The 18,543-nt window shown below is 62.7% G+C and carries 18 protein-coding genes and 1 pseudogene; 12 read left to right on the forward strand and 7 right to left on the reverse strand.

Annotation, left to right across the window (positions count from 1 at the left end; translation table 11 throughout):
* Positions 1-85 precede the first annotated feature (85 nt).
* The gene (locus tag QMG25_RS16145) at positions 86-1,525 is read left to right on the forward strand and encodes a glucose-6-phosphate dehydrogenase (protein ID WP_283462032.1); all 1,440 of its coding nucleotides are present in this window, start codon (positions 86-88) and stop codon (positions 1,523-1,525) included.
* Between the two features lie 19 nt (positions 1,526-1,544).
* On the opposite strand, the gene QMG25_RS16150 is transcribed toward QMG25_RS16145, so the two are convergent.
* Positions 1,545-2,174 (reverse strand): GAP family protein, encoded by a 630-nt coding sequence (locus tag QMG25_RS16150; RefSeq protein WP_283462052.1) that lies wholly within the window; start codon positions 2,172-2,174, stop codon positions 1,545-1,547.
* A 378-nt stretch (positions 2,175-2,552) separates the two neighbouring features.
* Between QMG25_RS16150 and QMG25_RS16155 the strand changes: the two genes are divergently transcribed.
* The 8 genes from QMG25_RS16155 (at position 2,553) to QMG25_RS16190 (ending at position 11,339) form a co-directional block, all read left to right on the forward strand.
* Positions 2,553-3,299 carry a nucleotidyltransferase family protein gene (locus tag QMG25_RS16155; RefSeq protein ID WP_283462033.1) on the forward strand — a complete coding sequence of 249 codons (747 nt, stop codon included), beginning with the start codon at positions 2,553-2,555 and terminating at the stop codon, positions 3,297-3,299.
* Between the two features lie 75 nt (positions 3,300-3,374).
* Positions 3,375-4,256 carry an AAA family ATPase gene (locus QMG25_RS16160; protein WP_283462034.1) on the forward strand — a complete coding sequence of 294 codons (882 nt, stop codon included), beginning with the start codon at positions 3,375-3,377 and terminating at the stop codon, positions 4,254-4,256.
* A gap of 3 nt (positions 4,257-4,259) precedes the next feature.
* A complete protein-coding gene (locus tag QMG25_RS16165; protein ID WP_283462035.1) occupies positions 4,260-5,402 on the forward strand; it encodes a vWA domain-containing protein in 1,143 nt (380 codons plus the stop codon).
* Complete coding sequence (locus tag QMG25_RS16170; RefSeq protein WP_283462036.1) at positions 5,395-6,540, forward strand: XdhC family protein; 1,146 nt, start codon at positions 5,395-5,397, stop codon at positions 6,538-6,540. The genes QMG25_RS16165 and QMG25_RS16170 overlap by 8 nt, the downstream gene beginning before the upstream one ends.
* Positions 6,541-6,630: 90 nt before the next feature.
* Positions 6,631-7,185 (forward strand): (2Fe-2S)-binding protein, encoded by a 555-nt coding sequence (locus QMG25_RS16175; RefSeq protein WP_283462037.1) that lies wholly within the window; start codon positions 6,631-6,633, stop codon positions 7,183-7,185.
* The gene (locus QMG25_RS16180; RefSeq protein WP_283462038.1) at positions 7,182-9,599 is read left to right on the forward strand and encodes a xanthine dehydrogenase family protein molybdopterin-binding subunit; all 2,418 of its coding nucleotides are present in this window, start codon (positions 7,182-7,184) and stop codon (positions 9,597-9,599) included. Before QMG25_RS16175 ends, QMG25_RS16180 begins: the two co-directional genes overlap by 4 nt.
* Entirely contained in the window at positions 9,596-10,489 is an 894-nt protein-coding gene (locus tag QMG25_RS16185) for an FAD binding domain-containing protein (protein ID WP_283462040.1), read from the forward strand. The genes QMG25_RS16180 and QMG25_RS16185 overlap by 4 nt, the downstream gene beginning before the upstream one ends.
* 7 nt (positions 10,490-10,496) lie before the next feature.
* Positions 10,497-11,339, forward strand: coding sequence for an SRPBCC family protein (locus QMG25_RS16190; protein WP_283462041.1), 843 nt, complete (start codon positions 10,497-10,499; stop codon positions 11,337-11,339).
* A 39-nt stretch (positions 11,340-11,378) separates the two neighbouring features.
* Here QMG25_RS16190 and QMG25_RS16195 read toward each other — a convergent pair whose 3' ends face one another.
* Together QMG25_RS16195 and QMG25_RS16200 are read right to left on the reverse strand one after the other, a co-directional pair.
* Positions 11,379-12,020 (reverse strand): hypothetical protein, encoded by a 642-nt coding sequence (locus QMG25_RS16195; RefSeq protein ID WP_349307152.1) that lies wholly within the window; start codon positions 12,018-12,020, stop codon positions 11,379-11,381.
* Positions 12,008-12,838: an SDR family NAD(P)-dependent oxidoreductase gene (locus QMG25_RS16200; RefSeq protein ID WP_283462042.1), complete on the reverse strand. Its 831-nt coding sequence runs from the start codon at positions 12,836-12,838 to the stop codon at positions 12,008-12,010. The genes QMG25_RS16195 and QMG25_RS16200 overlap by 13 nt, the downstream gene beginning before the upstream one ends.
* A gap of 160 nt (positions 12,839-12,998) precedes the next feature.
* Here QMG25_RS16200 and QMG25_RS16205 point away from each other — a divergent pair, with 160 nt between their 5' ends.
* Positions 12,999-13,847: an alpha/beta fold hydrolase gene (locus QMG25_RS16205; RefSeq protein WP_283462054.1), complete on the forward strand. Its 849-nt coding sequence runs from the start codon at positions 12,999-13,001 to the stop codon at positions 13,845-13,847.
* On the opposite strand, the gene QMG25_RS16210 is transcribed toward QMG25_RS16205, so the two are convergent.
* The 3 genes and pseudogenes from QMG25_RS16210 to QMG25_RS16220 all read right to left on the reverse strand — a co-directional run.
* The gene (locus QMG25_RS16210; protein ID WP_283462043.1) at positions 13,808-14,158 is read right to left on the reverse strand and encodes a hypothetical protein; all 351 of its coding nucleotides are present in this window, start codon (positions 14,156-14,158) and stop codon (positions 13,808-13,810) included. The genes QMG25_RS16205 and QMG25_RS16210 overlap by 40 nt on opposite strands.
* Positions 14,159-14,345: 187 nt before the next feature.
* Entirely contained in the window at positions 14,346-15,119 is a 774-nt protein-coding gene (locus QMG25_RS16215) for an alpha/beta fold hydrolase (protein WP_283462044.1), read from the reverse strand.
* 268 nt (positions 15,120-15,387) lie between these two features.
* Positions 15,388-15,642, reverse strand: a pseudogene (locus QMG25_RS16220) (anthrone oxygenase family protein); the annotation flags it as partial.
* 334 nt (positions 15,643-15,976) lie between these two features.
* Here QMG25_RS16220 and QMG25_RS16225 point away from each other — a divergent pair.
* Both QMG25_RS16225 and QMG25_RS16230 read left to right on the forward strand, forming a co-directional pair.
* Positions 15,977-16,909, forward strand: a complete 933-nt coding sequence (locus tag QMG25_RS16225; protein WP_283462045.1) for an AraC family transcriptional regulator — start codon at positions 15,977-15,979, stop codon at positions 16,907-16,909.
* 173 nt (positions 16,910-17,082) lie between these two features.
* Positions 17,083-17,436 carry a VOC family protein gene (locus QMG25_RS16230; protein ID WP_283462046.1) on the forward strand — a complete coding sequence of 118 codons (354 nt, stop codon included), beginning with the start codon at positions 17,083-17,085 and terminating at the stop codon, positions 17,434-17,436.
* Between the two features lie 865 nt (positions 17,437-18,301).
* Here QMG25_RS16230 and QMG25_RS16235 read toward each other — a convergent pair.
* Positions 18,302-18,543, reverse strand: a 242-nt coding sequence (locus QMG25_RS16235; protein ID WP_283462047.1) for an HNH endonuclease, incomplete at its 5' end; no start/stop codon positions are given.

Genomic DNA, 18,543 nt, shown 5'->3' on the forward strand with positions numbered 1-18,543 from the left:
GGCCACTTCCTCGGCAGCCGGACTAGCATGGGAAAATACCGGGTCACCGGATGCTCGGTCCACCAGCTATCAGGACGGCGGAATCATGAACTCCTCGACGAACCCAAAGCAGGACGGCCACGAGATAAAGACGCTGGTGATTCTTGGCGCCTCTGGCGACCTCACCGCGAGGCTCCTGTTGCCCGGGTTGGCCAGCCTGATCTCCATGGGCGGTGCCGAAGGACTTAATCTGGTGGGTGCCGGCAACAGCGACTGGTCGCAGGAGAAGTGGCGCGGTCAAGTACAGGAGTCCTTTGGCATCAGTTCGGGAGAGGACAAGGCCAACGGCACAGTCGGCAAAAATGAACTGCAGGAGATGGCGAAGAACAGCAGCTATCACCAAGTGGACGTCACCGCGGAAGGGGAACTTGCAAAAGTTCTGAAATCCGTTGCGCAACCGGTTGCCGTTTACTTTGCCCTGCCACCCTCCGTCACCGAGAAAGCATGCGATCTGCTCAATCCGGACGACCTGCCGAAAAACACCCGGTTTGTGATGGAAAAACCGTTCGGCTCAGGGCAAGAGTCGGCCCGAAAACTGAACAAGACTGTAGAAGCGTTGTTGCCTGAGAACCACGTTTACCGGGTGGACCACTTTCGCGGCACTGGAACCGTCCTCAACATTCTGGGGGTGCGGTTCGCCAACCACTTCCTGGAGCCGGTGTGGAATACCCGTCACATTGAGAAGGTGGAGATCTTCTTTGATGAGAACATCACCTTGGAGGGTCGCGCCGGCTTCTACGATTCCACCGGTGCGTTACAGGACATGATGCAAAGCCACCTGCTGCAGATCATGTCCTTCATTGCTTTGGACGAGCCTGCCACCTTGGACGAACGGGACGTTAGGGATCGGATTGCCGAAGTCATGCGCGCGGCCGAAGTGGGCAATGACTATGCCAAGACCACCCGCCGGGCCCGTTACACGGCGGGAAAGATCGGCGACCGAAAAGTACCAAACTACGTGGACGAACCAGGGGTGGACGGCAAGAACAACACTGAGACGCTCGCAGAGATCGAAGTCCGCATTAACAACTCGCGGTGGACCGGGGTCCCGTTCATTCTTCGCTCTGGCAAGTCACTCGGTGAGGACAAGATGGAAGCCATCGTCACGTTCAAGCCGCTCCCGCATCTGCCCACGGGCTTCACGGGAACTTCCACAGCGACCAGGATCCGGATGGGTGTGGGACCGGCGAAGTTGCAACTCGACATCGACGTCAATGGTCCCGGGGACATCTACAGCCTGAACCGCGCCGAACTCAGGGCCGATCTCAACGAGACTGATCTACTCCCCTACGGTGAAGTGCTCAAGGCAGTGCTGACGGACAACGCCATGTTCTTCGTCCGCGGAGACACCGCCGTGGAGTGTTGGCGGATCATCGAACCGGTGGTCGAGGCGTGGGCCAACAACGACGTGCCGCTAGAGGAGTACCCTGCGGGCTCCAGCGGTCCCGAGGACTGGGAAACTTCCCGCGAGGATACACCGCTGTAGACGCGCCGCAACATCCGGCTCAGAACTGTTGGATGCCCTTGGAAGCTACCACGACACCTATGACCAGCAGGAGTACAGACATGATCGTTGCGTTGTTGTGAGTCAGCCACGCACGCAAGCTGTCGAGCAGGGACCTCATCCGTTCGGCCGCCACCAAATAGCCGATCACCGGGATGGCCACGGTGCAGCTGGCTATGATCACAAAGGTCACGATGACCAACGCCTGTTGTCCCACACCCAGTGACGCGGCACCAATCGAGAGACCTGCCGAAATCGCCATCATCAGGTTCTTCGGGTTGACTGCCGCCAAGAGGAAACCGTGACCGAGGCCACGCCAGAAGGTCATCGAATCGATCGCACCCATCCACTTCGGAAGCGCCGGTTCGACTCCCGCTTTCGGTCGTCCTCTCCATGGGCGCACTGCAAGCAACAGGAGCAGGGCGCCCAGAATCAGCTCAATGACGCCAACGGTCGGCTGTGTCGCGCTGGGAGTCGACGCCAGCAGAATCGCCGACAACAACGTGAAGACGACCACTGCAACATCGACACCGAAGACCCAGCCGAGCATGAAGCCGACGCTCGTCGACCTCGCGCGCGTCGACAACAACATGAGGATTGCCGCGATTATAGGTATCGGGTTTTGGGGTATTCAGCTGACCGGACCTGGGCCCGAACCCCGCGCCAATACCCCCACATACTGTGCTCGTATGTACTGATCTTTACATCATCTTGTGGCTAGGCCGGTCAGCTGGATACCCCAGATCGGGCTTATTGCGATTCCGATCCCCAAGGGGAGAAGGCCCTGCACTTTCGGGGGTCTTTTCCGGGAGGCCAATACCGTGCGATGATGGTCATCCGTCAGGACTTCTACGTAAAACACGACATCCACCTCCCAACCGAGCACGAAATGGGTGCACTCCTTGTTGACCTGCGGACAAGGAAAACGTCTCCCCTGTCAATGCGCTACAAGGCCAGATCTCCCCCATCGTTGCCGCCGCCAGCCTTGGACCCCGTTAGGGTGGGTGCCATGACACACACAACGGCAGTGCTGTTGGCCGCCGGTGCCGGTACCCGTTTGGGCCGCGGACCCAAGGCGCTGCTGCCGTTCAATGGGACCACGCTTATCCAGCACGCCGTCGCGGAGCTGCTGGGCGGCGGCTGCGATGAAGCGGTCGTGGTGATTGGTGCCGGTGCAGCAAAAGTGCGGGCCGTCTCGCTGCCGCCAGCTTGCACCGTGGTGGAAAACCCTCGCTGGAGCGAAGGCATGGGAAGCTCCTTCGCCGCCGGAGTCGCCGCGGCAATTGCTGGCAGCCCTGATTCTGCAGACACGGGGCAGATTCTGGTGGCTCTCGTGGACCAACCCGGCATGGACGCGATACTGGTGTCCCGCTTGTTGAAGGCGCACCAACCTGGACGAATCACGGCCGCCGGGTTTCGCTCCCCCCACGGTGTCACCAAAGCGACAGGAACTCCCCCAGCTCTCAACAGCCGTGGCTCAGCGGTCGCAGCAGGACTGCGCCGCGGCAACCCCGTGCTCTTCACTCGGGAGCACGCGGTTTTGGCCGCCGAATCCGCCTCCGGTGATGCGGGCGCCCGCGAGTACCTTGCCACGCACCCGGACGCCATTGACGTGGTGGACTGCTCGGACCTCACCGACGGGGCCGATATCGACACACCCGAACAGCTCCACCTGCTGGGCCCGATTCCACTTGATGCTGGAGCGTCGCCTAAAAACACCCCGATAATGCTGGAGCGTTCCCGAAAAGCGCCCTGAAAGTGATGGAGCGTCGGGGTGGGGGGGGGGCTGCCGCGCCGAACGCTGCCCACCGGTTGGCCCTATGCTGGTGCCATGACGACGACGCCCGTGGGTTCCGCAGCAGAACTGTCCGCCATGCTGGCCTCCACCGGTTACCTGGCCGACGAGGGTCTGTCGACCGTGGGCTACCTGGCACTTGCCATGGAGCGGCCACTGCTTCTTGAAGGCGAGCCCGGCACCGGCAAGACGGCCATGGCCGAAGCGCTTGCCGAGGCTTTCAGTCTCCCGCTCATCCGGCTCCAGTGTTACGAGGGCATCGAGGCCTCCCAAGCACTCTATGACTGGGACTTCACGGCACAAATCCTGCACCTGCGCAGCGTGGAGGCTGGCGGCGGCGACCTGACGGCTGCCGAGCTGGAAAACTCCCTCTATGACGAGCGCTTCCTCTTGGCCCGCCCCGTCTTGAAAGCCCTCCAGCAAAGCCCCGCTGTCCTGCTGATCGATGAGATCGACAGGGCCGACGACGAATTCGAGGCATTCCTGCTTGAGGTGCTCTCCACCTATCAGGTCTCCATCCCGGAGTTTGGCACCGTCAAGGCCTCCACTCCCCCACTGGTTGTGCTGACGTCCAACCGAACCCGGGATCTGCACGACGCACTCAAGCGCCGCTGCCTGTACCACTGGATCGACCATCCGGGACTGGCACGCGAGGTGGAGATTGTCCGCACCCGGCTTCCCCAGGTCCCGGCATTGCTCGCCGAACAGGTGGTGCGGGCCGTACAGCAAATCCGGTCCAGCGAGAACATCATGAAGCCGCCCGGGGTTGCCGAAACACTCGACTGGGCCCGGGCCCTGCACCTGCTGGGCAGCCCGGACCTGGACCTGGCCTCTGCGGCAGCGAGCATCGGCGCGCTCTGCAAGTACCGCGAGGACACCGAACGCGTCTCCGCGGCATTGGCCAGGATGCTGGGCTGAGCCATGGCGGGCGGGGAGGCAAAAAGTGCGCCGGGAGCATCCCTGCAGGCAGTCCATTCAGCCGAGGAAATTCTGCTGGCCTTTGCCGCCGCCGTCCGCGCCGCCGGCGTGAAAGTCACGGCGGACCGCTCGCGCAGCTTTGTTGACGCAGTCTCCCTGCTGTCCATCGAAAACAGAACGGACGTGTTCTGGGCGGGACGGGCCACGCTGTGCGCAGCGCCGGAGGAGCTGGAGTCCTATCGCCGCACCTTTGAGGCGTGGTTCTCCCCCAGCCACTCGGCCAACACGACACAGGGGCCAGTCGCAACCACAGTGCGGGCGGCAGCCCTGGACGACGACGGCGGCCGCGATGGCACAGAATCCAGTGAGGCGCTGCGGGCCGTGGCCAGCCGCCGCGAATTGCTGCGCCACCGCGATGTGGCCACCCTCGACCCAGCAGAACGCGCCCTGCTCAACCACATGTTTGCCGAGCTGCCTGTCACCCTGCCCAGCCGCCAGGGCCGGCGTCGCCGCCTTGACCGGCACGGCAGAATCGACCGTGCCCGCACGCTGCGGGACCAACTGCGCCGCGGCGGCGAACCAGGCCCGCTGCGCCGCGCCAGGGCACCCCGGAAGCCGCGCCGGATCGTCTGGCTGATCGACGTCTCCGGGTCCATGGCACCCTACGCGGACAGCCTGCTGCGCTTGGCGCACCGCGTGGTGGTGGCCGCGCCCGCCCAAGTGGAGGTGTTCACGCTCGGCACCAGGCTGACAAGGGTGACGGCAGCACTGCGGCTGCCCGATCCGGACGATGCGCTGGCCCTGGCCGGACGAACCGTCCCCGACTGGTCCGGGGGCACCAGGCTCGGCGAAGTCTTGCGCGCCTTCAATGACCGCTGGGGCCAGCGTGCGGCGATGAGGAACGCCGTCGTGGTGGTGGCAAGCGACGGCTGGGAGCGTGGCGATCCTGCACTTCTGGGCCGGCAGGTGGAGCGCCTGCACCATGTGGCGCGGCGCATCATCTGGGCCAACCCGCACCGGGGAAAGGACGGATACCAGCCCGTGCAGCAGGGAATCAAGGCCATCCTGCCGCACGTTGATTCGTTTGTGGGGGGCCATTCATTGACGAGCTTCAAGGAGTTGTTGGTTGTGATGGGCAATGCGTGAAGTGTTGAAGGATTTGGTGGACGCCGTCGCTGCAGGGCACACCGTGGGGCTGGGGACAGTGGTGCGCACCTTCCGTTCGGCCCCGCGCCCGGCCGGCGCGTCCATGATGGTCGACGCCGACGGCCGGGCGGTGGGATCCGTCTCGGGCGGTTGCGTGGAGGGCGCCCTGTACGAACTCGCCTCGGTGGTGATCGAAGACGGCGTCCCCGTGCTGCAGCGCTACGGCATCAGCGACAACGACGCCTTTGAAGTGGGCCTGACATGCGGGGGCATCATCGATGTGTTTGTCGAAGCCGTCACACAGGAATCGTTCCCGCAGCTGGGCCGGGTGGCTGCCGATGTTGACGCCGGGAACCCCGTGGCGATTGCCACCGTCATCGAGCACCCCGATGCTGCGTGGCTGGGCCGCCACTTGGTGGTCCACCCGGACGGCTTTGACGGGACGCTGGGCAGCGCCCGCGCCGACCACGCCGTCAGCGACGACGTCATGGGGCTGCTGGCTGCCGGTCGGAACACCACGCTGATGTACGGTCCGGACGGCGAGCGCCGCGGGGACGGCATGCGCGTGTTTGTGGCCAGCTTTGCCCCGCAGCCGCGCATGCTGGTCTTCGGTGCCATTGACTTCGCCGCCGCGGTGGCCAAACAGGGCAGCTTTTTGGGTTACAGGGTCACGGTGTGCGACGCCCGGGCCGTGTTTGCCACCAAGGCCCGGTTCCCGGTGGCGGACGAGGTGGTGGTGGAGTGGCCGCACCGCTACCTGCAGGCCCAGCTGGACGCGGACTTGGTGGATCCGCGCACCGTGATCTGCGTGCTCACCCACGACCCGAAGTTCGACGTGCCGCTGCTGGAGGTGGCGCTGCGCCGCGACGTCGCCTTCGTCGGTGCCATGGGTTCGCGAAAGACGCATGAGGACCGGATGGACAGGCTGCGGGAGGCGGGCCTGTCCGGCGTCGAGCTTGCCAAACTTTCCAGCCCCATTGGACTGGACCTGGGTTCGCGCACACCGGAGGAAACGGCCGTTTCCATTGCCGCGGAAATTATTGCGCTGCGATGGGGCGGCAAGGGCGGGCGGCTCAGTGGAATGGAGGCGCGGATCCACCACGTTCCCCTGGCCGACGCCGAACACGAGGACCCCTAACGTTCCGGCGGGACCTCATGTAACCTGAAACACATCATGGGCTGGAGCCGGGCTGTCATGCTTGGTCTCCACGGACACGAGGAGATCTCAATGGCGAGTTCCACTTCCATCACCGTCGACGTTGACGGCGTCACGTACACCGACGACGTCGAACCAAGACTTCTGCTGGTCCAGTACCTTCGAGAGCGGCTGGGCAAGACCGGCACCCTCATCGGCTGCGACACCACCAACTGTGGCGCCTGCACCGTCCACCTTGACGGGGTCAGCGTGAAGTCGTGCACCATGTTCGCCGTGCAGGCGGACGGGCACCAGGTCACCACCATCGAGGGCCTGGCGCAGAACGGCAAGCTGGCCCCGCTGCAGGAAGCATTCCACCAGTGCCATGCCCTGCAATGCGGCTTCTGCACCCCGGGGATGATCATGCAATCGGCGTCACTGCTGAAGGAAAACCCGCACCCCACCGAAACGGAAATCCGTGACGGGCTCGAAGGGAACCTGTGCCGGTGCACCGGCTACCAAAACATTGTTGCCGCCGTGAAGAGTGTCGCGGACGGCGTCGAATACGACGAAAGCGGTGTCTCCGTCTCCGATGACCTCGTTGATGATCTCGCCGCCGACGGCAGCGAAAGGACAGGTGTGTCATGACCACCACCGCTGAATCCGGCCCCGCAGGCGCAGGCCGCGCCGACATTGGCCGCAACGAAATCGGCAAGGCGCGGCTGCGCAAGGAAGATGCACACCTGATCACTGGCCGTTCGCGCTACACGGACAACATGGTCTTGCCGGGCATGCTGCACCTGGCCATGGTGCGCAGTCCTTATGCACACGCCAAGATCACGGCCATCGACGTCTCTGCTGCCAAGGCCTCCGCCGGCGTCCTTGCCGTGCTGACGGGAGCCGACATCGCCGGGGAGCAGGGCAGCCTGCCCAACGTTTGGCCCGTCACTCCCGACCAGAAGGCGCCGGAGCACCCCGCCATCGCGGTGGACGAGGTGGCATTCTCAGGGGAGATCGTGGCGGTCATCATCGCCCGCAGTGTGGCCGCAGCACGCGACGCCGTGGAACTGGTGGATGTGGACTACGACGAGCTGCCCGTGGTCATGGACTTGGAGGAGGCCTTCACCGACAAGGTTCTGGCGCACACCACGCTGGAGTCCAACAAGTCCGCCACCTGGGTGTTTGATTCGGCCGAGGCCGGCACCGGCACGTCCGTTGAGGACGCGTTGGCCGATTCCGAGGTGGTGGTGGAGCGGACCCTGTACCAGCAACGTCTTATCCCGGCCTTCATGGAACCGCGCTCCACAGTGGTTGACCCAACAGGGGAACAAATCACGATGTGGAGCTCCACGCAGATTCCGCATATTCTGCGCTTCGCCCTCGCGATCACACTGGGCATTCCGGAAAGCAAAGTCCGGGTAATCGCTCCGGATGTGGGTGGTGGCTTTGGCGGGAAGCTGCAGGTGACGCCGGAGGAAATCATCACGGTGGTGGCCGCCCGGCGCATGGGCAAGCCGTGCAAGTTCACCGAGACCCGCAGCGAATCCCTGCAGGTGGGACACCACGGACGGGCGCAGGTGCAGCGGCTGAAGATCGGCGCCACCAAGGAAGGCATTGTCACGGGGTTTTCCGTGAACCTGCTGGCGGACATGGGTGCCTATCTGGGCCTGATCACCTCCGGCATCCCCATCCTGGGAGCGTTCATGTACAACGGCATCTACAAGTTCCCGGCGTACAGGTTCGAGTGCAACAACATCTTCACCAACAAACCGTGGACTGATGCCTACCGCGGCGCCGGCCGGCCGGAAGCAACGTTCGCCATCGAACGGATGATGGACGAACTCGCCACCGAACTGGCCATGGACCCCCTGGAACTGCGCGAAAAGAACTGGATCAAGCACACCGAGTTCCCGTTCGCCACCGTGGCCGGGCTGGAATACGACACCGGCAACTATGAGGCCGCCACGGCGAAGGCCGTGGAACTCTTCGACTATGAGGGGTTGCGCGCCGAACAAAAACGCAGGCGCGAGAACAATCACCCCGTCCAGCTGGGCATTGGCGTCTCCACGTTTACCGAAATGTGTGGACTCGCCCCGTCGCGGGTGCTCGGTGCGCTGAACTACGCAGCCGGCGGCTGGGAACACGCCCAAGTGCGAGTGCTGCCCACAGGCAACGTGGAGGTCGTGACAGGTTCCTCGGCACATGGGCAGGGCCACGAAACCGCATGGAGCCAACTCGTCGCAGACCGGCTCGGGGTGCCCTTTGAAAATGTCGAAGTGCTGCACGGGGACACGCAGGTGTCCCAGCGTGGGATGGACACCTACGGATCCCGTTCGCTCACGGTGGGCGGCATGGCCGTACTGGCCGCGGCGGACAAGGTCATTGAAAAGGCCAAGGTCATCGCCGCACACATGATGGAGTCCAGCGAGGACGACCTCGAGTTCGCCAACGGCGCGTTCACCGTCAAGGGCACAGAGCAATCCACCGCGTTTGGCGAGATTGCCTTTGCCGCGTTCTCCGCCCACAACATGCCGGACGGGGTGGAACCCAACCTGGACTCGGAAGCCACCTTCGACCCCGTCAACTTCTCCTACCCGCACGGCACCCACCTGGCGGCCATGGAGGTGGACACGGAAACCGGGCACGTCAGCGTGCTGAAGTATGTCTGTGTGGACGACGTCGGAGTGGTGGTCAACCCCATGCTCGTGGAAGGGCAGGTGCACGGAGGCCTTGCGCAGGGCATCTCCCAAGCGCTGTATGAGGAGGCAGTGTACGACGACGCCGGAACCCTCGTGTCGGGATCATTTGTGGACTACCTGGTCCCCGGCGCTCCCGACCTGCCGCACTACATCACGGACCGCACGGAAACGCCGGCCACCAGCAACCAGCTGGGCGCCAAGGGCGTGGGCGAGGCAGGCACCATCGCCTCCACCCCCGCAATTGTCAACGGGGTGCTGGACGCCGTGCGGCATCTGGGCGTGAAAGACATCAAGATGCCGTGCACGCCCTCGCGTGTGTGGCATGCCCTGCAGGAAGCCAAAACCAGTGGAGGTGTGCAATGATTCCGAGCGCATTTGATTACGCCGCGCCCACCACGGTCGAAGAGGCGCTGGGCCTGCTGTCCGCCGCCGATGAGGCCGGGGATGAGGTCAAGGTCCTCGCCGGGGGGCAAAGCCTCATCCCCGTCATGAAGCTGCGGCTGGCAGATCCATCCCTTGTCATCGACTTGGGCAGGATCCCCAGCCTTTCCGGCATCACGGACGACGGCGATTTCCTCACCATCGGTGCCATGACCACACACCATGTGATGGAGACCGATCCCCTGCTGGCAACGCACCTGCCGCTGCTGCAAATGGCGGCAGGCACCGTGGCCGATCCCCAAGTCCGCCACCGTGGCACCTTTGGCGGAGCCCTTGTCCATGCCGATCCGGCCGGCGACATGCTCGCGCCGGTGCTGGCCACGGGGGCAACGTTCACGGTGTCCGGACCGAACGGCCAACGCTCTGTGGATGCCGCCGACTTCTTTCAGGGCTATTTCACCACGGCCGTGGAAGACGGTGAGATCCTGACAAGCATCAAGGTGCCCAAGTACACCGGATGGGGCGCACACTATGAAAAGTTCACCCGTGTGGCCCAGCAGTGGTCCATTGTGGCCGTCGCCGCGATGGTCAGGATCCAGGATGGCGTGATTGCCGAAGCTCGGCTGGGGCTGACCAACATGGCCAGTACTCCCCTGCGTGCCACGGCAACTGAGGCGGCGCTCGCAGGCTGTGCACTGACACAGGAGGCCATTGCGGCAGCCTGCGCGCATGCCGCCGAGGGAACCGAACCGGCCAGCGACCTGAACGGGGACGCCGAATACCGGCGCCACTTGGTCCAGGTGGTTGCCAAACGAGCGGTCATGAAGGCTGCCGGTCTGCAGCCCGATGGCCTCAAACGGACACGGGAATAGGTCGGTCATGGAACTCAAACACCACTTCACGGTTCCCAGTTCCCTGGCGGACACATGGCGATCCTTCAACCAGCTCGAGGAGATTGCTCCGTGCTTTCCCGGCGCCACCTTGACGAACGTGGAAGAGGATTCCTTCACCGGCACTGTCAAGATCAAGCTCGGCCCCATCGCGATGATGTATGCGGGAACCGGTGAATTTCTTTCCCGCGATGAGTCGGTCCACACCGTCGTGATCCGTGCATCTGGCAAGGACAAGCGAGGCAATGGCACAGCCGGGGCAACAGTGACGGCAGTTTTGGCCGCAGACGGCGAGGGCACCACGGTGGATGTCTCCACCGACATGAACGTCACGGGCAAGCCGGCGCAGTTTGGGCGCGGCGTCATCCAGGACATCTCAGACAAGCTGCTGGAACAATTTGTCCAGTGCGTCATCGACAAGGCCGGACAGAAAGCACCCGTGCCCGGAGGCGTCGCCGGCAACGGCGCCGGGCACGGCGCCGCAGACCTTGCCGGAAGCGGACCGGGCGACCGAGCAGAAGCCGAAACCCCTGCCCCGGGAACGGTCGCGGCGAAGGGTGGCGCGCAGAAAGCGGCGCCGCCAAAACTGCCGACTCCCGTGCCGGCCGATGCTGCAGCAACTTCTCACAGTGCTCCAGGTGTTGCTGCTCCGGGTGTTGTCCGGCAGGAGCCGGGACCTGCTCGAATCCCGCCCGCGGCGGCCCCGGAACTGGATCTCGGGTCAGCCGTGCTGCCGGTGCTGGCCAAGCGCTTTGGCCCCGCCGTGCTGGCGGGGACCGTGCTTGTGGGAGTCGTTGTCTGGCTGTGCCGCAGACGGTGCAAGGGCGGGTAGGCGCCAGTTTCTAGCCAGATTTCTTGTCCTGCCCGCCTCTTATTCTGCCGGGTCCGAGGCCACTATGGTGGTCTGGACCGTGGCCAAGGCGGGCTTGGTCGGAACACTGCTAAAGCCAAAGCGCACGGCAGGGGAAATATCGGCCAGCGGGCCGGCGTCGTGCCCTTTCCACGTTGTGGCAGCGGAGTTGATTGCGCGCAGCTTGGTCACGCCGTAGAACTCTTGGCGTCCCTGTGAGGCTGTTCCCGCCGTTCGCACGCCCGGGATCAAGGCCGCTGCCAGAGGATTGATCAACGTCAACCACCGGGGGTGGACCGCCAGGGCGCGGGGCACCAGAGCAATGAGGCCGCCAAGCTTGGTGGGTCCGCCAATCCGGGCGTCGATGCGCAGGGGGCCGGCGTGGACCTGCAACTGCTTCCCGCTCTCATGGTTCGGCCCCAGTGCCGCGTGAACCGGCACCAGCATGACGTCGTCGAAGGTGTAGGTGGTTTGGATGAAGTCGGCGATTTCCGCCCGCGGGGCCAGCAGCAGCCGCAGCCCTGAGGGCAGTTCCACCATGACGTCGGTAAAGGCGCCAAAAGGTGACGCCTTCCAGATACCCACCACCGCACGGAGCCCCGACCCGGTGCCCAACCCGGCGATATGCCCTCGAAACACCCAGCGCCCCGTCATGGCAACCATGCGGACACCATGTCCTCGCTGCGCTGCCACAGCTGCCGGGCCAAGTCGGGGTCGTTGGCCTGACGGCTGGTGCGGGCGGGTCTTCTTTTGGCATAGTAGTGGCCGGAGGACCAATCATATCCAGGTTCGCCGATGGCAAGCCACACGAGTGTTTGGGCGCCTTGGGCAGGCGTGAGCATGTAGGAACGCATTCCACTGCCGTAGAGGAAACGCAACCAACTTTTGGAACCGGCAGAAAAATTGGTGGCAACCCCGCCTGGATGAAACGCTGCTGCAGAGATGCCCCGTCCGTTGAAACGGCGGTGAAGCTCCTTTGTGAAGAGAATGTTGGCCAGTTTGGCGTTGCCGTAGGCGCGGTTGGACGAGTACTTTTGGGCCGTTTCAAGGTCGTCAAGGTTGAGCTTGCCAAAAACTTGGTGGGCCACACTGGCAGTGTTGACGATCTTGGCGTGGCTGGCCAGCAGCACATCTTCAAGCAACCTCGTCAGCAAGAACGGGGCGAGATGATTGACTTGAAAAGTCTTCTCGTGGCCGTCCGCGGTCAGTTCACGCCGGCCCATGATGGCGCCGGCATTGTTTGCCAGCACGTCGATCCGCGGATAGCTCTCCTTGAGGGCTGTAGCCAGTTCGTGCACTTGGTCCAGCCGGGAAAAATCCGCCACTAAATAATCTGCCCCAATGTCGGAGGCGACTGCATGGGTCCGCTTCGCCGAACGTCCAATGACAACGATCTTGTCCCCGGTCTGGGCCAGCGTTCGCGCAGCTGCTTCCCCGATGCCGCTGCTGGCTCCAGTGATAATGATGGTGCGTTGGTCCACGGGGTATCTTCACGCTCGTCCGGTAGTAATCATGTGCCGCTCTGCTCAACATACCCAGACTACAAGGGCCTTCACCGTCTTGGTGCGTGTCGCTGCTGCTGTGCCGTGTTAGCCTTCCCAGATGCATTCCGTCGTCCGTGGATCAGGCACACCCATCCTGATGATTCACGGGTTCTGCGTTGATCATCATTCACTGATGGGCCTTGATCCTGTCTTTGCCGCTCGAGGTCAATGGCAACGCATTTACGTGGACCTGCCGGGCATGGGCAAATCCAGTGCAGGCCCTGCAATTGACAGTGCAGATGCCGTGGCCAAAGCGGTTGCAGCCTTCGCCCGTGACACCTTCGGCAAGAACAGATTTGCCGTTCTCGGAAACTCCTTTGGCGGCATGATTGCACGGTATCTGGCCGCCGAATTTGGCGATCAGGTCTTGGGTTTGGGCCTCCTCTGCCCGGTAGCGGTGGCAGAGGACTCCCAACGCACTGTGCCGCCCAAGACCGTCCTGTTGGAGGATGCCGGCCTTCTGGCGTCACTGCCCGCTGTCGATGCTGCAGACTATGCCGAACTCGCCGTGGTCCAATCAGCAAGCAACTGGGCCAGTTTTCGCGATCACGCGCTCCCGGGACTAAGGGCATTTGACCAAGCAGCCATCGATCGTATTTCAGCCAACTACACTTTGAGCGTCGAGCCCGAAGACAGGTCCCCGAGATTTACCGGGCCCACAACCATTCTCTTGGGACGCCAGGACCACGTTGTGGGGTTTGTGGACCAGATCGCTTTGGCCGAGCACTATCTGCGTTCCACCATCGCAGTCCTCGACCAAGCAGGACACAATGCACATCTGGACCAGCCAGAACTCATCGGCACGCTGCTCACGGAATGGCTCACCCGCGTGGAAGGTTCAGTGCAAGCCAACTCCCCTTCCCCAGGTACAACGCGCAGCCCGGCCACCTCGTCGGCGTCTCGCGTTCATTCAGGCGATGCATCGGTGGACTGGTCCATGACGTAGATGCTCCCTCCCGCCGGATCCTTGTAGCTCGCCATAAAGCCACCGGGAATCTCCGAAGGCTCGGCGACAACAAGCAGACTGCTGGGACGGCCGGTATGGAACACTTCGACGCTTTCGACGACGAAGAGCGGACCCATGGGTGCATCCGGATCGTTGACGTCGAGCATGAGCTGAACGTCGGTTCCAGGGAGAGCGAGCGCGACGGTGGCGTCGCCTTCGCGCCACACCTCATCGCAAACGAGACCGTCGCGGTACAAGGCCAGTGATCCCAACAGATCAGTGGTCGGGGCGTACATGAACTCGAGTTTCATGAGAATTCCCGCCATGCATATTGCAGGTTGTCATTGAGCATAGTGACACTGTGCAGCCCCGCGCCAGTGGGCACAGCAACCATGGCACGGTTTCACCACTCCCTGGGCAGGCACATCAACCGCCCGCGCTGCCCAGGCCCCGAATTGCCCGACAGGGGGCGAACAGGCAATTTTCAGCTGCGCACAACTACGAACCATTGGACACATGGTGCCAAATCGTCTGCATGAGGGTGGCATCATCCACACCGTGCCATTCGCCCGCCAACACCCGTAGCTTTGCGTTTGGCATCTCTTTTTCGAGCTCCATGGCCCACTGGCGGATTTCTTGCGCAGTGTGGTCGCTGGCCATGAGCAGTGTCGGTGTCTCAACGGTTGCGAAACGGTGGGCAGGAGTTCCAGGCAGGAACGTCAGTTCGTGCACGATCGTGCGGGTGTTCCGCAGACCCTCGTCACTGAGCGGAGGCATTCCGGCAAGGACATCTTCGGGGACGCCCACTACCTCAGTGTCGAACCAGTGGTGTGCGTCGGCGAGGTCCGAGTCGATGCGTCGCTGGGCCTCCACCCGCAGGGTGAAGGTGGGGTCCTCATCGGCGAACAGCGGCGGCTCCAAAAGGGCGAGACTGCGGATGGGTGCACCGGCCTCGGCGGCTTGGAGGGCCAATGTTGCTCCCGAAGAGAAGCCGTAGACAACGGGATCGCGTGGATCAAGCGCCATGACGGCGCCAAGGTCCTCGAACTCGCGTTCCACCGAGTACGGCCCGGTGTTGCCGCTTTCGCCGGTGCCGCGCCGGTCATAAGTGTAGACCGTGAAATGCCGGGCCAACGCGTTAGGCAACGTGGGTTGAGGGGTGGTGGCACGCGACACCGCCACACAGTGCACCATGACCAGCGGCGGTCCTGCACCCTGTCTGGTCCAAGCTATCCGGGTTCCGTCCGGGGAAGTAACCGACTGGCTGTTCATGAGAGTCTCCTTCGACGCCAATCCAGTAGCATAAACACTTTTCCCACTTGTTTGTCCATGGCCTCGGCAAGAGAAGCAAGGCCACTGGGCATGTGCGCCGTGCAGTGGGCACGCGAAGTCGCTGATCCGCTGTGGCTGTCATCAAGCGGTGGCCAGCGATGGGTCCGGGGCCATGGTCGGTGTTCTGGCGCACCAACGATGTCGTGAGCACGGCGGCACCGACAATCGCCAGGGCTCCTCGAAGGTGATTGGCGCGGCTCCACCCACGATCGAAAGTCTCCCAAGCAATGGTGGTGGACGCGGCCGTGTTGCTTGCGAGCACGTTGTTCCGAGGGACATTGAACGCCAAAGTCACCACGAAACTGGCCAGTACGAGTCCCGCTCCGATGGTCCGAGTCGCACCCGGCGTCGGCGGCTCGTCGCTGACGAGCTGAGTGACGACCACCGCCGCTGCAGCTGCGGCCCCTCCGAAAAAGACTGACATGAATGGTGCCCTGACGGCCATTTCGTTGATCCTCCTCATAGTTGTGCTCGCCTCCCCTGCGGGCAGTATGCGCAACGCCGGCATGACGATGGTGGAGAATGCGAGGTAGATACCGCCTGCCAGACTCGCACCGATTGCCGTGATTATCGTGAGGGCTGTGCCAAGTGTGCCGAGCATCGTTGTCACGTTCCTTGTTGTTGTCAGCTGTCTGTTAGAAATGGGGTCAGCTCCTACTGGAGGGATGCCAGCCATGAAGGCAGCCCAGACGAGTCTTTGCCCGCTTGTTTTCTCTTGTGGCAAGTCAACATCATATTGGGCAGACGAACCATATTCTGTTGGCTCATATTCATACGTGTTCGTCTAGACTCTGCCTATGGATCCACTCAGCCACCTGCTTGACGGCCCCAGTGCTCGTCGCGCATTCGCCCTTCGGGTGGTCATGAATCCGCCGTGGTCGATTGACGTGCAAGACTGTGCTCCGCTGACCGTGATCGTCGTGATGACTGGCAGCGCCTGGGTGGTTGCCGATGGTGAACGCCACCGTCTCAAGCCTGGCGACGTCGCCGTCGTTCGTGGACCGATGCCGTATCGGGTCGCGGACCATCCAGCGCGAGAAAGGCATGTCATTGTGCATCCAGGACAGACTTGCACAACACCCGCCGGCGAAGACGTTCAGCTCCGCATGAGCCGGGGTGTTCGCACGTGGGGCAATACTTCCGACGGTGAAACGACGATGCTGATTGGCACCTATGAAACAGCAGCCCAGATAGGCAGGACGGTCACGGCAGTGCTCCCGAGGGTGGCGAGCGTTGACGCCAGTGCAATGAATCCGGCACTTCTGCAGGTCCTCGAGGAGGAGATTGGCACCGATGCACCGGGACAAGGCGGAGCCATTGACCGGCTGCTTGATGTTTTGCTCGTTCACGCCGTTCGAGCGTGGGTGCGCGAACACCCGGAACGAGCCTCCGGATGGCTGGCGGCAGAAATTGATCCGCTCGTCGCTGAGACCTTGGAGCTGTTTCACGATTCACCGGCGAACCCATGGACGATCGCATCGATGGGAACCACATTGAATGTGTCCCGCGCGACGGTAGCGAGCAGGTTTCGTGCTGCCGTCGGCGAACCGCCCATGACTTATCTGACCAAGTGGCGCATGCTGCTTGCAAGCGAAATGCTTGCCGACCCACGCCTCACCCTCACACGTATTGCAGAAAGGGTGGGATATGGAAGTCCGTTCGCGTTCAGTACCGCCTTTACAAGGCACTTCGGCACCAGCCCCGCTGCATATCGAAAACAAGGATCCTAGATGCCGAAGGCAGCGGTGACGCATCGACTGACATGATCCGCGTAAACGATGGACGCAGCACTCCCAGCTTCACCACGTCTGCTTCCGAAGAGGCCGACAGCTCGCCCGTGCTCCGGGCACAGGCAGGCACTGTAGCGTTTGGACGTACATCCATTCCAGACAGGAGTACCGACATGCGCACCACAAGCATCATTGCGAATCTTCCAGTAGCCGACATAGTCAAGGCGAAGGGCTTCTACACCGACTATCTGGGGCTGGGAACCGAGGAATTCAACATGGGCTGGGTGGCTCGATACGCCTCACCCGACACTAAAACGACCGTCCAACTGGTCACGCGTGATGCAACCGCGCCCGAAGACGCTGTCATTTCTGTTTTGACGGACGACATCCAGGGCGCCTATGAACAAGCCCAGCAGCTCGGCTACGAAATCGTGTACCCGCTAACTACTGAGTCGTGGGGACACCGGCGGTTCTTTGTCCGAGCACCGGACGGAAACGTGATCAACGTCGGGTACCATCCGGACTGAAACTACGGTGGAGAGCAGCCGTCCATGGTCTCCCTGTCTCGCAGTGGCTACAGTGGGTCGCATGACGCCCGCTAAAAGAGCACTTCTTAGCCGCCCTTTTGTGTGGATCGCTTTCACAGCTGGCATGGTCCATGCCGGGTTCAGCTTGTACTGGGCTTTTGGAGGGCAGTGGCTGCTGGCCACTGTCGGCCAATGGGCAGTGTAACTGTCGGCCGGAGCACCACTTGGGGCAGGACTGGCCCTCGGTGGTATCGCTGTGGGAAAAATTCTGGCCGCATGCATCCCCCTTGCCGTCGCATAGGATCGCTTGTGCTGGCGAACGTTCTGGCGTGCGGTGAGCCGGGTCGGCGGCCCGCTCTTGGTGATCTATGGCGGCTTGAACACGCTTGTCAGCGGGGCTGTGCTTGCCGGGGGCATACGTCCTCAAGACGGTGACGATCCCATCGCGATGATCGGTCATGCATGGCTATGGGATCCCCTGTTCTTCTTTTGGGGTGCGGCGTTGGTCCTATCGCTTTGGTACTCCCGCAGGAGATCGCCGGAAGTGGCCGAGCACGTGGTGCGTTGACCACTCCAGTGCCAGTGGAGGCAAGGCCGGAAAACGACCGGCAAATAAGTCGCACCCGTTGTGCTGTTGGCATCAATGCGCCTGACTTCAACCTGCATCGTTGCCACTCCCTTGATCATTGACTAGGTGAATGTGGAGGGCCGGTAGACGCTTGGGCCCTCTTCGAAAGCTGGTTCGTTCCGCGGTGTGACGAGCGAAACCGCGCTGAAGTCTCTTGTTCCCCCCGTTACCCCCCAGATGATTGCCCCATAGATGCCATGCCCGAGCCATATGTGCTCCTGGGTGGGGCTTTTGTTGTCAGTTTTGTTGGTTGTGGGTGCTGTTGTGGTGGCTGCTTTTGTTCAGGCCGTGGTGGTAGGTGTTGCGGCGCGAGGTTTGGATGGGGTCAATCAGGTACGGGGCGGTGAAGGTAGGTGTGCCTTGAACCAGCTCCAGCCTCCATTCGCTGTGGTGAATCAGGGTGTGGTGAGGTCCGCAGAGCAAGGCAGCATTGCTGATATTGGTTTCCCCTCCGTGTTGCCACGGGATCACGTGGTGGG

Origin of the sequence: Arthrobacter sp. H35-D1 (genome assembly GCF_030063185.1) — a bacterium.
Classification (GTDB): Bacteria; Actinomycetota; Actinomycetes; order Actinomycetales; family Micrococcaceae; genus Specibacter.